The organism is Bacillus sp. 179-C3.3 HS (genome assembly GCF_047229225.1).
GTDB lineage: Bacteria > Bacillota > Bacilli > Bacillales > Bacillaceae > Bacillus.
Window position 1 is genome coordinate 97,109 of record NZ_JBFEFT010000007.1, and the last position, 14,384, is coordinate 111,492.

The following is a 14,384-nucleotide window of genomic DNA, read 5'->3' on the forward strand; positions in this document are numbered from 1 at the left end:
AGCTCTATTTTATCACTTTCAATGATGAACCCAAAACAGTATTTTCTCCTGTTCCTGTCTCATCTCATTACTGGTATAGATATCTATACTTAAAAAGAGTACACTATAGCTAACATACACGATCAAGGGGGGCGGATGATGAGTCGATCTTTATTGCTCTCAAACATCCATATTGTGACAAATTCAACAGTCATCGAACACGGCTTTGTCGGGTTACGCGATGGCAAGATAGACTATATTTCAACAACACCTCCGACAGGAAATTATGAAAAAGAATATATTTCCCGGGAAAACTTTTTTTTGCTTCCTGGAATGATTGACATTCACATTCACGGAGGTTATGGTGCAGATGTGATGGATGCGACACCAGAAGCCATGGATATCCTTTCTGTGCATTTACCTTCAGAAGGGACTACAAGTTTTTTAGCCACAACCATCACTCAAAACCATCACGAAATCGAACTTGCCCTTAAAAATATTGCCCATTGGAAAAAACAGAATGAAGGGAAATCCGGAAGTCAGGCACAATGTTTAGGGATACATCTTGAAGGTCCGTTCATCTCTAAACAAAAGGCTGGTGCACAACCTGCTCAGTGGATTATACAACCTGATCTCTCTCTATTTGAAAAATGGGTAGATGCAGCTAACCAGCTAATTAAAATTGTCACATTTGCACCTGAAGAAGATCCTGACTTTACATTTCTATCTCTTCTTCAAACAAAAGGCATCATTCCTTCGATCGGACATACAAATGCACAACATGACCTAATTGAATTAGCAGCAAACCACGGTGCAAGACACATCACTCATCTTTATAATGCGATGAGTTCATTCGAGCATCGTGAACCACATGCAGTAGGTGCCGCTCTCACCAACGAGAGTCTTCATGCTGAGCTGATTACAGACGGCATTCATTCACATCCTCTATCCATTAAACTCGCCTATCTGGCAAAACGTAGTAATCGTCTCTTGATGATCACAGATTCAATGCGAGCAAAAGGTTTAGGGGATGGAACATACGAATTAGGTGGGCAAACCGTTCATGTGAGCGGCGAGAAAGCATTATTGCCAGATGGAACACTTGCAGGATCTATATTAAAAATGAAAGACGGCGTAAGGCGGATGCGACAGCTCACACATTGTGACTGGACAGAGATTGCCAAGATGACTTCAACCAATGCAGCAATACAGCTAGGGATGGATCACCAACTCGGTTCCATCGAAGTTGGTAAGCTAGCAGATTTGGTTATTTGGGATGACTCTGGCGAACTGATGATGACGATCTGCCGAGGACAAATCGCCTGGACAAAAGGAGAAAATACAAATGAAAATCATTGAATTTAAAGACAAATATGAGTTAGGTAAAGAAGCCGCTGCTTTTATTGCGCGCACAATTGAAGAAAAACCCGATGCAGTACTCGGTTTAGCTACTGGCGGTACACCAATGGATACTTACAAAGAATTAATTCAGCTTCATCAATCGAATCAGCTCTCTTTTAAACAAGTCAGAACCGTTAATTTAGACGAGTATGCTGGTCTGGAGCCAGAGGATGAAAATAGTTATATGACTTATATGAAGCGTCAACTGTTTGATCATATTGATATTCCTGAGGGTCAGTATCATCTCCCAAACGGCAATGCGTCAAACTTAACTGAAGAGTGTTTATCTTATGAGAAACTCATTCAAGAACTTGGAGGCATTGATCTTCAGCTTCTAGGAATTGGACAGAATGGACATATCGGTTTTAATGAACCGGGTACACCTTTCGACTCGAAAACACACGTTGTCCAGTTAGATGAAAACACTCGTCAAGCGAATGCTAGATATTTTTCTTCTATTGATGAGGTACCAAAAGAAGCGATTACAATGGGGATTCAAAGCATTCTTTCAAGCAAAAAAATACTTCTTCTCGCATCAGGAACATCTAAAGCTGAAGTGATCAAATATTTAGAACAAGCGGAAATTCACCCAGACTTTCCTGCGTCGGCTCTGAAACTTCATTCAGATGTGACGATTTTCATTGATAAGGAAGCTGGTTCGTTACGCTAAACACGAGAGGATTTTCACATGTTTATAGATAAGCAATCACCCATTCCGATGTACCATCAGATTATGGAGAACCTGAAAAAACAAATTGAGGATGGAACATTAACACCAGATACACTCATTCCCTCTGAAAGAGAATATGCCGAACATTTTGGTATTAGTCGAATGACTGTCAGACAAGCCTTATCAAACCTTGTGAATGAGGGATATTTGTACCGCCAAAAAGGAAAAGGTACATTTGTTAGCCGAAAAAAAATTGAACAACCGCTTCAAGGATTAACAAGTTTTACAGAAGATATGAGCCAACGTGGTTTGAAAGCTTCAAGCCAACTGTTGCATTTCAAAAGCATCATATGCCCTGTACACTTGTTACCCATCCTACAGCTATCGGACAACGAAGTGGTCTATGAAATCAAACGGATACGTCTTGCAAATGCTGAACCAATGGCAATTGAAACTAGCTATATACCGGTAGCAGTTGCAGGCGGTCTAACGAAAGACCATTTGTCCGGTTCCTTATATGAATATATTGAAAGCATCACAGGTCTTGTCATATCACATGCAAAGCAGGAGATCGTTGCCAATGTAGCAACTAAAACAGAAGCAAACCTACTAACAATATCTACTGGTGCGCCTGTTCTTTCCATTGCAAGGACAACTTATCTTCAAAGCGACCTTCCATTTGAACACGTACTTTCAGTTTATAGGGGCGATCGTTACAAACTCATTCATACCATGGATAGATAAACAACTGAGCTCCTCATATGGAGCTCAGTTGTTTTTATTTAAACAGATACTTTGTTTTGGTGTCTTCCTTTGTATGAATTTTCCATATCGGTGAAATGGCTTTTCCTTCAAAGCGATCTTTTGCGACAGTATACCAATAATAATCTTGATTCGGCTTTAATCCCTTCCACTCAAAACTTGCTTTCTTACCACTTTTCACACCTTTTACTTCCCCCAGTAGGATGTTTGTATACACATTCAGTTCAAAGTAATTGGTTTTGACTGACTTCATTTTTGGCGTCAAATCCACATCTATTGAAAATTCGTCTTGATCTCCATATGTTTTCGGATCAAAGAAATGTTCCTGATTTAAGTACGGTGAATATGTTGTAAAATGAAGTTGATTTTTTTCTTGATCTGCCGTAATCAATCTCATAAACCCTTGGCCTCCTTCAGGTCCTGCCTGATAATCGGCAAGGATTTGGTACACTTTCCGGTCAATTTTTCCATCATGATCATCATCTAATTCATCTACTTTTCGGCTTGCCCCGTGGTAATGACCGCTAAAAACTGCGACGATATTCGGATGTCGCTTCACTACTTGGTGAAAAATGAGATCGCCAATCGAACTTCTGTTTCCACTCACTAGTAAATACTCGTGGAAATTTAAAATGACGATACGATCTGGATGCTCTGAAATCACTCGATTTAACCAATCAATTTCATTTTGCGTAATTCCCCATCCCATATACACGATCATATAATCATTACCACCCGCGGAAATCAGGTCGTAGTGTCCCCGATTGTTTTGATAAGATTCTCCGTAGTACGGTTTTTCTGCAAATCGTTTTGCACCGAAGTATCTGCCAAATTCCGTATAAGAACCGTCTCTGTGTCTCACATCATGATTCCCCGCTAATACACCATAAGGAATATTGTGTTCATCTAATACACGCATAAATGCATCTGCCCGATGCCATTGCTTGTCCTTTGAATCATCAACAATATCACCTGTATGAAACACATATTGAATATTTAGCTTATCTCTTTGGTCTCTAATCCATTCAACCATTTGTTTAAAAATATGAGGGTAGCTTTTCGCATAATATTGCGTGTCAGACATCCAGACCATCTTGTAAGGCATAGATGTTTTACTAATTTCATCTTGCACGAGCAAATCAAATGTTTGATTGTTCATATACTGTCTGACTGACAGCATCCCCTTCAGATAAAATTCCTTTTGATCCTTGGCAAAGTGTGCAGTGATTTTATCCCACTTTTCATGCTGATGATTCCATGCGTACATGGTTACCTTTCTCCCAGGCAATGAACTTCCTTTCCAAACCGCTTCTACGACATCCTTCTCTCGTACATGATGGTTCACTTTTATTTGAAAACGATGATAAGGAAAACGTTGTACATCCTTCGTTTCAACGGACTTACCATCTGTGAAAGCAATACGATGTTTGTCGTGATCTGAAAAAGGCACTTCTCCTTTCTGACTGAGTCCTTTCGGCGGTTCAGTTTCTGCTGCGTATTGAAAGATGTTCATTGATGGATGGAGAGAAGTATACCGATATGCACGATAAAACGAATAATCTAATTGATCATTTGTTGGGTCTTTTGTTGAAACCGTTTGTTTAGATGATTTTCCTTTTGTCTTGTCAACTAAGCGTTCTGGCGTCTCCGGGTGTTCATGCACTGTGTGAAATTCCTTTTTTAATGTGGCCTTATTCCCTGCCGCATCCTTAGCTTTAACGATCAAGGTGTGCCGCCCAGGCGTCAATTCACTTGAAGACGTCCGATATGGCAAGGCAATCGGTTTTCCATCTAAAAATGTGCGAATATCCTCTATCTCACTCCATCGGTCAGTGATGTGAGCCTTTAACGTAAAAGCTCCTTTGTAATGTTCCTTCTCCTGAATGTTCGTCTTGATTTTCGGGCCGGAATGATCGACTTTAACACGTACAGAAAGTGATTCGTCGCCTGATTTCGCCTGGATGAGATGTGAACCCTCTTTTAGCTTTCTTGTATCCCACTCCATTTGCGTTGAGACATACGCTTGCTTTGGAATTTGGAATTGAAAGAATCTCACTTTTTTAGCAGAAGTCCCATCACCCATTTTCCATTCTTTTTGTGGTTCTGAATGAAGAGGGAAGATATGTGTTCCATTTGATAAAATCATCCTCACATTCTTTAGATCAAAGTCATCATGATTCTCACCTGACAGACGATCAAGCGTTGATGTTTTCGTTCCAGCATGAAACGAAATCGTTTGTACACCCGACTTTTTCAGCATTGTTTCTGGTATTGGCATTGTATAAGTACGGTACACTTTTGTCGAATCATCAAAAACAGAAAGTAAGTGCTTACCAACCGAGACACCGTTTTTAAAATATACATTTGTCCCTTTGACATCAAAAGCGATATATGGATCTGCTTCAAGAGCAGAAAATGTGTGTTCTTGACGTTTTCCATTGATCGTCAATTGAATTGGCTTGTTTTGATCAGTTGTCGCCTTTAATGCGAAGACTCCAGATATCGTATCTCCTTGTTCGACATTGAACCGGAGACCGTGAGATTTGCTCATTTGCTCCACATCAATCAATTTTTTCATGGTCTTGGTTTGATTTTCACCATCTGATGCTTCAAGTTGATATTCGATTTGTTCCTTCCCAATCAACTCGGGTGAATAAACAATGTGATGAAACAATCGATCATTATGATCTCGTTGAAGAAATACTTCCTTAAAATTGTTCTTCCGACTTGTCCGGTAACGTAATTTAACGGTTTTCACTAATTGGTCATCCTGTACATCTGCTTTTATTTCAATGCCTTCCGTTGGCTTAATTGGTTTCCGATTGGTCATATCTTCTATGACAGGTTGATGGATATCGTGTGATAATTCTTTTTTCTCACTCGGAATTTGTGCTTTTAACACATCCCCAGGTGTAGGTTCTTCTTCTATTTTAGAGATGAGTTTCATATGGGACGTGCCATCCATCGGATACTTGAATAATAAAGACTTATGCTCACTAAACAAAGAGTGCTTTAAGCGAAAAGATGCAGATGAAATTTCCTCACCTGTATTTGTCGTGATGGAAACTTGTCGAGATTTAGAGTTTGACAGCCCTTTGCTCTGAATGACCGATACATCTTTCCCTTCTTTTAAATGGCTTTTGTACATCGCATTAAAGTCGGCCACAGTTAAGTGCTCCTGTCCTTTTCGTCTCAGCCAGAAAACATATGGTTTACCAGATGCGATTGTGACGGGTTGTTCGTGAAATGAATAGACCTCATCCATCTCTACACCTTGTGCAGGGTTGCGATAGCGTAACTGATAATGTTGAAGTGAAATAGGGGCATGCGTCGTATTGTATACTTCAATAAATTCAAACGCATCTTTGCCTTTTCGATTTTTTGAATTGACCACCATCTCGGTGATGAATAAGTCTGGAATTTGCGAAAGGTCCTCATCGTACCCGTTCAAATGAACGGATTGTTCAGCTGTTTTGATCACAGATTTTTGTGTCAGTAACTCCGTATAATAATGTACATGTGGATTCCATAATTGATCTGCTGAAATCTTCGCAGTAAATTTTGGCTTCATTCCTGGTAAACGGTCCATCGGAATCATTCGGTATCCCAATTCATCACTTTGTTTATAGTACAAATTGGCTGACAAAATATGCTGGGACTGATTCACACTTGCTTGAAACTGGAGATCCCGGTCTTTCCCTTGGATAGGGCGAACATCGACTTGAAATGGGTCAAAGTGAAAAGGAGAAAAAGACTGATCGGGTATATTGACTTTTGTGTATAAAAAGGACCCTGCGGAAACAGGTTGATTCAAACAAAAAAGAATGGTCAAAAAACATAAGATCCATATCATTCTGATCACGTACACCATCGTGCACCGCCTCCCTTCGGATATTGTGTCTCCGAATAGGCGTTTTTATGAGCACAGTTAGGTGAAACAGCATAACATAAAAAAGCCGTTAGCTTTTTTTGGCTAACGGCTCAATAATCCCTTTTTGGATCAGCAAATGGAAAATAGATAAAATGACAGCCACCCATATGGCCGTTCCAAATCCATCAATGTTAAAACTTTCGCCCATTAAACTAGATGTCATTGTCAGTGTAATGGCATTAATCACAAATAGAAACAAGCCCAGTGAGAGTACTGTCACTGGCAGCGTCAATATAATTAAAAACGGCTTAACCAAAATATTAAGTAAAGACAAAATGATACTAGCTACAATTGCTGCACCTATTCCTTCAACATATACTTTCCCTAGTCCAGGAAGAATACCTGAATCAAAATAGCCAGCAATCGCAATTAAAAGTAAAGCATTTACTAAAATACTGATCATCCATCTGAACATTTAATTCGTGCCCTCTTCCGGAACAACAAAATACCAGATGAAGTAGACCAAGAAAATAGGCATAAATGCTGTCATAAAACCGAGGATGACGGTTAAAATTCGTAGTAGGGATGGATCAACTCTTAAGTATTCGGCAAGTCCACCCACTACACCGGCAATTTTTTTATCCGTTGCTGAACGGTAAAGCTTCTTCATGTAGAATCACTCCTTGTCTGATTGGTGCTTTACTTGGATAGAACCCGTTTTTGTTTCTGCAAAAATTGAGATATTGTGCATGGCATGTTGATTAGCCTTGATCATTTTTTCTTTTTGTAACGTTTCACTTTTCTCTTTGATCATCTCTGCCTCAAGCAAGTCGTGAGAGATCGAACCTAAGTTGCTTTTCAGCTCAGCAGTTACTGCACATGCACTTGGGATATGGACGTCGACACTGCCTGTTGTGGTTTTGGCATAGATAGAACGGCATTTCTCATCCGATAACTGAACAGAAATGTTCCCGTTAAAGCTTTGGGCATCGATCGTTTCACTTTGTCCCCGCAGATCGATCAGACCATTAATGGTCTCTACTTCAATCATACCACAGTCGTGATCAGCCAGCTTTATTTGTCCGTTAGCTGTTTCAATCCCAACTTTTTCGGCTTGTAAGGAAGAAAAAGAGACCACACCGTTTGATGTTCTTGCCGCAAGTTCTCTTGTCTTTAGCTTTTCCCCACGAATTGGTCCGTTAAACAGCTTGACTTTGATCTTTTCGTATTGAGTTCGTGGCACGTATAAGGTGACATTGACCTTCATTGTCTTCTTTTCTGTTCGAATAAAAAATTTATCCCCTTCGAGTCCGCAGTCTAATTGGTTGAGAAATTGTTGTCTCGCTTGCTCCACGTCCTCTGTGCGGTAGATTTTCGCATGGCATTCTGCTCGAATATCCTCATCTTCCCAAGGCATGACATTGAGACTACCGTTCGCTAGTTGAATATCTAAGTGTGATGCTGTAGCATCCTTGAATTGAAAAATATGTTCAACATCGACTGACTGTCCAAAGTTCAAATCAAGGTCAACATCTTTCACTTTTTTCACCGCAGAATCTAACCAACCAAACAACTTTGCTCCGAGATTTTCTGCACTATTTCCTTTGCTATCTCCTTGCGTCTTTTCTTCATGAAAGGTTTGCTCCGCTGTCGACTTTTCTAACGAAACGGATGGATTCTCTTCTAACTTTTCTAAAAGCGTAATCGCCTCTTTTGCTGATAATGTCCCATCTTCTACTAATTTCAGAATGCGTTCTTTTTCGTTCATACAAAAACCCTCCTATGATTTCATCGATTGAAGTACTTTAATGCCTTGAACGATGTTCCAAATGACAGAGATCAAAAAACCAATCGCCACTAAAAATGACAAAATGAATACGATCATCACTGGAATGAGCGATTGCGTAATAATCAAAAGTGGAACAGCACCAAAAATGAGAATGAAGAATGCGGCTACCGGCAGTAAATGTGACCAAAATGCTCGCTTTGCGTGACGTTTCGTTTCCTGTTGATCTACAACAAAATACGACACAATGGGTACGATAAAGGGCATAAAAAACACACTAAAATAACAAATAGACGCAATGATTGACTGATCTCTATTCATATATATTCGCTCCTTCATGATGAAAATCCCTTTCTACATGATACGTATGAGGTGGAAAATAAGTTTCACCATCAATCAATTTACACATGACCTTAGACGCAAATTCATTCTTTTGCCTCCAAAGTCTAGATTCTTCATAGATTACCCTTTAAAATATGTTGAAAAGATGGTGATTATCAATAATAGGGGGTAATTATTTTGACAGATCATCATACATCCAATCACACGGCACAAACGCTTTTAGACCTCATCCAAAAACAGAAAAACATGAACAGAGATATGATCAAGGAGCTTGAGGCGATTCACCCTTCACACCCGAAATATGGTGATATTCGTTACTTAAAAGTACTGCTCGACAGCAGCAGTAACCATATCTTAAAGGATTTAACTCATTTAAGTAATTTATTTCCGAAGGAAGATGCACGATAAAAGGAAAACCCCTCACAATGAGGGGTTTTTTACTTATGATGATGTCACGTGTTCCGTTTCTTTGAGTAAATCTTTCATTCGTTTTCGGTCACGCTCTAAAATAGGCTTCAAGTATTGACCTGTATAAGAGGCTTCTTGCTGTGCAATATGCTCAGGTGTGCCAGACGCAATAATCGTTCCGCCACCTGCGCCGCCTTCTGGTCCTAAATCGACCAAGTAATCAGCCGCTTTAATAATATCAAGATTGTGTTCAATGACAAGAACGGTATCTCCGTTTTCGACCAAGCGTTGTAGCACTTTTAATAAACGAGCAATGTCATCTACATGAAGACCTGTGGTCGGCTCGTCTAAAATGTAAAGTGACCTTCCGTTTGACCGGCGATGTAGCTCAGATGCCAATTTCACACGCTGTGCCTCACCACCAGAAAGTGTGGTCGCAGGCTGACCAAGCGTAATATACCCAAGACCGACATCATAGATCGTTTGAAGTTTGCGCTTGATTTTCGGGATATTCTCGAAGAATTGCAGGGCATCCTCGACTGTCATTTCAAGAACATCTGCAATGTTTTTCCCTTTATACGTCACTTCTAGCGTCTCACGGTTATACCGTTTTCCATGACAAACTTCACATGGGACATACACATCAGGTAAAAAGTGCATTTCAATTTTAATAATGCCGTCTCCTCGGCAGGCTTCACAGCGTCCGCCTTTGACGTTAAAGCTGAATCTACCTTTTTTATAGCCACGTACCTTTGCTTCGTTTGTTTGGGCAAACACATCCCGCACATCATCAAATACACCAGTATACGTTGCTGGGTTGGATCGAGGTGTACGACCTATTGGTGATTGATCAATATCAATGACCTTATCTAGGTGATCCATCCCTTTGATTTCTTTATGTTGCCCCGGCTTCGCCTTCGCTCTATGCAGTTTTTGTGCGAGTGACTTCAATAATATTTCATTCACAAGCGTACTTTTTCCTGAACCAGATACGCCGGTCACTGCTGTAAAGACGCCTAGAGGAAACTTCGCATTCACATTTTTCAGGTTGTTTTCTTTTGCGCCTTTTATCTCGATAAAACGCCCATCAGGTGTTCTTCTTTCAATTGGCAGAGGGATGAATTTCTTTCCAGACAAGTATTGGCCTGTCAAAGAGTTTGGATCCTTCATGACTTCTTCTGGTGATCCTGCTGCAATCACTTCACCGCCATGAACACCCGCGCCAGGTCCAATATCAATCAAGTAATCAGCCGCAAGCATCGTATCTTCATCATGCTCCACGACGATCAATGTATTGCCGATGTCACGCATGTTTTTCAATGTCTCAATTAACCGGTCATTGTCTCGTTGGTGTAAACCAATGGACGGTTCATCTAATATATAAAGAACTCCTGTCAGCCTTGAACCGATTTGAGTTGCGAGACGAATCCGTTGCGCTTCCCCGCCTGATAACGTTCCAGCAGATCGGCTCAATGTCAGATAGTCTAATCCCACATTATTTAAGAATGATAAGCGTTCTTTAATCTCGCGTAATATGAGCTGTGCAATCTGCAAATCTTTCTCGGACAGTTCAATTTTTTCATAGAAATCATATGCGTCAGAAACAGACATATCTGTGATCTCGCCAATGTGCTTCCCATTGATAAGAACCGCTAATGTCTCTTTTTTCAGGCGATACCCTTTACATGTTGGACATGGCTGATTCGCCATATATTTCTCCATTTGCTCACGGATATAATCAGAGCTTGTCTCCTTGTAGCGTCTTTCAATATTTCGAAGAACACCTTCAAACTCGATTTCATTCTCACGTACCTGTCCAAAATCATTTTCATATTTAAAATAAATCCGCTCAGATCCGCTACCATATAAAATTTTATCAAATAAATGCGACGGAATATCCTTTACCGGAATGTCCATGTCAATCCCATAATGTGTACAGACCGCCTCTAGAAGCTGCGGATAATATTGTGAGCTCTGCGGCTCCCATGGTGCGATGGCGTGCTGTCGTAAGGTTAACTCTTTATTAGGAATGACCAGCTCAGGGTCTACTTCCAGCTTAGAACCTAACCCGTCACAGCTTGCACAGGCACCGAAGGGACTGTTAAATGAAAACATTCTCGGCTCAAGCTCGCCGATAGAAAAACCACAGTGCGGACAAGCATGATGTTCACTGAATAACAGCTCTTCTTGTCCAATGACATCAATCATCACCCGACCTTCACCTAGTCGAAGCGCTGTTTCAAGGGAGTCAGACAATCGAGCAGCAACGCCTTCCTTCACCACAATACGGTCAATCACGACTTCAATTGAATGCTTCTTATTCTTTTCAAGCTCGATGTCTTCTGACAGATCTTCCATCTCTCCATCGACTCTTACTCGAACATACCCCTGCTTTCGAATTTGCTCAAGCACTTTCACATGTGATCCTTTACGACCAGAAACGACTGGCGCAAGCACTTGCAGTTTCGTTCTTTCTGGATATTCTAAAATGCGATCCGTCATTTGCTGAATCGTTTGTGAGGTGATCTCATTCCCATGAATCGGACAGACCGGCTTCCCGACTCTCGCATACAATAAACGTAAGTAATCATAGATTTCAGTGACGGTTCCGACAGTGGATCTCGGGTTACGGCTCGTCGTTTTTTGGTCGATACTAATCGCCGGAGATAGCCCTTCAATGGCATCCACATCTGGTTTGTCCATTTGCCCTAGAAACTGGCGTGCATATGCTGAAAGAGATTCAACATATCGTCTTTGGCCTTCGGCATAAATCGTATCAAAGGCGAGCGACGATTTTCCTGAACCAGATAAACCTGTAATAACCACTAGCTCATCACGCGGGATATTGACATCAATATTTTTAAGGTTGTGGGCTCTAGCACCTTTCACCTCTATTCGTTCCATAGCCATGAGGCAATCATCCTTCCGCTTTTAGCTCTAGCAATAGATCTCTTAATTCTGCTGCTTTTTCAAAATCAAGCGCTTTTGCTGCATCTTTCATTTCCATCTCGACTTTTTCGATGACTTTTTCTCGTTCTTTTTTGCTCATTTTCGACAGCTTTGGTGCTGCATTTGTTTCGTATTCTTCCGATTCCTCATGGATCTTTGTTGCCTTAATGACATCTCGGATTTTCTTATGAATCGTTTGTGGGGTAATTCCATATTTCTCGTTATACGCTTCTTGCTGCTCACGTCTTCGCTTCGTTTCTTGAATCGCAATGTCCATTGATTTGGTCATCTTATCTGCATACATAATGACGCGGCCTTCTGCATTTCTCGCTGCACGTCCAATGGTCTGAATGAGGGATCTTTCAGAGCGTAAAAAGCCTTCTTTATCTGCATCTAAAATCGTGACGAGCGACACCTCTGGAATATCCAGTCCTTCACGAAGGAGGTTGATCCCAACGAGCACATCATATTTACCGAGACGTAAATCACGGATAATCTCAATCCGCTCAAGGGTCTTAATTTCTGAATGTAAATAATTGACCTTGATGCCGATTTCTTTCAGATAGTCTGTGAGATCTTCAGACATTTTCTTCGTCAATGTGGTCACGAGCACACGCTCATTCTTCTCAACTCTGGCATGTATTTCGCCAATTAAGTCATCAATCTGACCTTCAATTGGACGAACTTCTATGATCGGATCAAGCAATCCTGTTGGACGAATGATTTGCTCCACAACCTCTGGCGTCTTCTCAAGCTCGTACGGCCCTGGCGTTGCAGAAACATGCACAATATGGTTGATATGCTTTTCAAACTCATCAAAGGTGAGCGGTCTATTATCAAGTGCTGATGGCAGGCGGAAGCCGTGGTCAACCAACACTTGTTTTCTTGCTTGGTCCCCATTGTACATGGCGCGAATTTGCGGGATGGTCACATGTGACTCATCGACAACAATCATAAAATCATCTGGGAAGTAATCGAGCAATGTGTAAGGTGTTGAACCAGAAGGGCGCAAGGTTAAATGCCTTGAATAGTTTTCGATTCCTGAACAAAAACCCATCTCTCTCATCATTTCAAGATCATATCTTGTTCGTTGTTCAAGGCGCTGTGCTTCAAGTAATTTACCATTTTCCCGAAGCTTTTCGAGCTGCTCCTCTAGTTCTTTTTCAATGTTAATAATGGCTTTCTCCATTTTTTCTTCTCTTGTGACGAAGTGAGATGCTGGGAAAATGGCTACATGGTCTCGTTCACCAAGTATTTCTCCAGTTAGTGCATCGACTTCACGAATCCGTTCAATTTCATCACCGAAAAATTCTACTCTAATACAATGTTCATCTCTTGAAGCAGGAAAAATTTCAACGACGTCACCCCGTACTCGGAAGGTTCCGCGTTGAAAATCTATATCATTACGAGAATACTGAATGTCCACCAGCTTACGAAGAAGCTGATTGCGTTCAATTTCCATTTCAGTGCGTAAAGATAGCACAAGCTCTCGATATTCTTCTGGCGAACCTAAACCGTAAATACAGGACACACTGGCAATAATGATGACATCGTTCCGCTCAAATAACGAAGATGTCGCAGAGTGTCTCAGTTTATCAATCTCATCATTAATACTTGCGTCCTTCTCAATAAATGTATCCGTTTGAGGAACATAAGCCTCAGGCTGGTAATAATCATAGTAACTAACAAAGTATTCTACAGCATTATTCGGAAAGAACTCCTTAAACTCACTGTATAATTGACCGGCGAGTGTCTTGTTATGTGCTATCACTAGAGTTGGTTTGTTTACTTCTTTGATCAAGTTCGATACAGTAAACGTCTTCCCCGTACCTGTAGCACCTAACAGCGTTTGATGCTGTTTCCCCTGATGGATACCCTCCACAAGCTGTTCAATCGCTTTTGGCTGATCACCCTGGGGTTGATAGTTAGAAACTAATTCAAAGCGGTCACTCACATCAAAGCCTCCGTTTCGTAACGAAATCTATCTAATGAATATATTATCATAAAAGAACCAAAAAATACGAACTAAAGTTCGTGTTTCACTTGATTTTTATTTCCAATATAGCCTTACCCTCTATTCCTTGCTCCTTAACCTCTATCAAAATCTTCCTTTCAGTATGGGACATTTTGGAGGAAGATATTCGATTTGTCATAAGTTCCCCATAAAGAAAAGCCGCACTCACTCAGATCGTAAGCACAGCTCATGTTTGCAAAGG

Annotated in this window: 11 protein-coding genes; 4 read left to right on the forward strand and 7 right to left on the reverse strand. The window is 40.8% G+C overall.

Annotated features, from left to right (window positions below; all coding sequences use genetic code 11):
• Positions 1-138: 138 nt before the first annotated feature.
• The 3 genes from nagA to AB1K80_RS06940 are packed head-to-tail and all read left to right on the forward strand — an operon-like array spanning position 139 to position 2,794.
• Positions 139-1,338: an N-acetylglucosamine-6-phosphate deacetylase gene (nagA, locus tag AB1K80_RS06930; RefSeq protein ID WP_412855882.1), complete on the forward strand. Its 1,200-nt coding sequence runs from the start codon at positions 139-141 to the stop codon at positions 1,336-1,338.
• The gene (gene nagB, locus AB1K80_RS06935) at positions 1,325-2,050 is read left to right on the forward strand and encodes a glucosamine-6-phosphate deaminase (RefSeq protein WP_412855883.1); all 726 of its coding nucleotides are present in this window, start codon (positions 1,325-1,327) and stop codon (positions 2,048-2,050) included. Before nagA ends, nagB begins: the two co-directional genes overlap by 14 nt.
• A gap of 18 nt (positions 2,051-2,068) precedes the next feature.
• Positions 2,069-2,794 carry a GntR family transcriptional regulator gene (locus tag AB1K80_RS06940; RefSeq protein ID WP_412855884.1) on the forward strand — a complete coding sequence of 242 codons (726 nt, stop codon included), beginning with the start codon at positions 2,069-2,071 and terminating at the stop codon, positions 2,792-2,794.
• A gap of 34 nt (positions 2,795-2,828) precedes the next feature.
• Here the strand turns inward: AB1K80_RS06940 and AB1K80_RS06945 are convergent, their stop codons facing one another.
• The 5 genes from AB1K80_RS06945 to AB1K80_RS06965 form a co-directional block, all read right to left on the reverse strand.
• The gene (locus tag AB1K80_RS06945; RefSeq protein ID WP_412855885.1) at positions 2,829-6,683 is read right to left on the reverse strand and encodes a metallophosphoesterase; all 3,855 of its coding nucleotides are present in this window, start codon (positions 6,681-6,683) and stop codon (positions 2,829-2,831) included.
• Positions 6,684-6,771: 88 nt separating this feature from the next.
• A complete protein-coding gene (locus AB1K80_RS06950) occupies positions 6,772-7,158 on the reverse strand; it encodes a phage holin family protein (protein WP_412855886.1) in 387 nt (128 codons plus the stop codon).
• Positions 7,159-7,353, reverse strand: a complete 195-nt coding sequence (locus tag AB1K80_RS06955) for a PspC domain-containing protein (protein WP_412855887.1) — start codon at positions 7,351-7,353, stop codon at positions 7,159-7,161. It abuts the gene before it with no gap.
• A gap of 6 nt (positions 7,354-7,359) precedes the next feature.
• Positions 7,360-8,451, reverse strand: coding sequence for a DUF4097 family beta strand repeat-containing protein (locus AB1K80_RS06960; protein ID WP_412855888.1), 1,092 nt, complete (start codon positions 8,449-8,451; stop codon positions 7,360-7,362).
• A gap of 12 nt (positions 8,452-8,463) precedes the next feature.
• A complete protein-coding gene (locus AB1K80_RS06965; protein WP_412855889.1) occupies positions 8,464-8,790 on the reverse strand; it encodes a hypothetical protein in 327 nt (108 codons plus the stop codon).
• 198 nt (positions 8,791-8,988) lie between these two features.
• Between AB1K80_RS06965 and AB1K80_RS06970 the strand changes: the two genes are divergently transcribed.
• Positions 8,989-9,219: a hypothetical protein gene (locus AB1K80_RS06970; RefSeq protein WP_412855890.1), complete on the forward strand. Its 231-nt coding sequence runs from the start codon at positions 8,989-8,991 to the stop codon at positions 9,217-9,219.
• A 33-nt stretch (positions 9,220-9,252) separates the two neighbouring features.
• Here AB1K80_RS06970 and uvrA read toward each other — a convergent pair whose 3' ends face one another.
• Positions 9,253-12,129: an excinuclease ABC subunit UvrA gene (gene uvrA / locus AB1K80_RS06975; RefSeq protein ID WP_412855891.1), complete on the reverse strand. Its 2,877-nt coding sequence runs from the start codon at positions 12,127-12,129 to the stop codon at positions 9,253-9,255.
• A gap of 7 nt (positions 12,130-12,136) precedes the next feature.
• A complete protein-coding gene (gene uvrB, locus AB1K80_RS06980; protein ID WP_412855892.1) occupies positions 12,137-14,122 on the reverse strand; it encodes an excinuclease ABC subunit UvrB in 1,986 nt (661 codons plus the stop codon).
• Positions 14,123-14,384 lie beyond the last annotated feature (262 nt).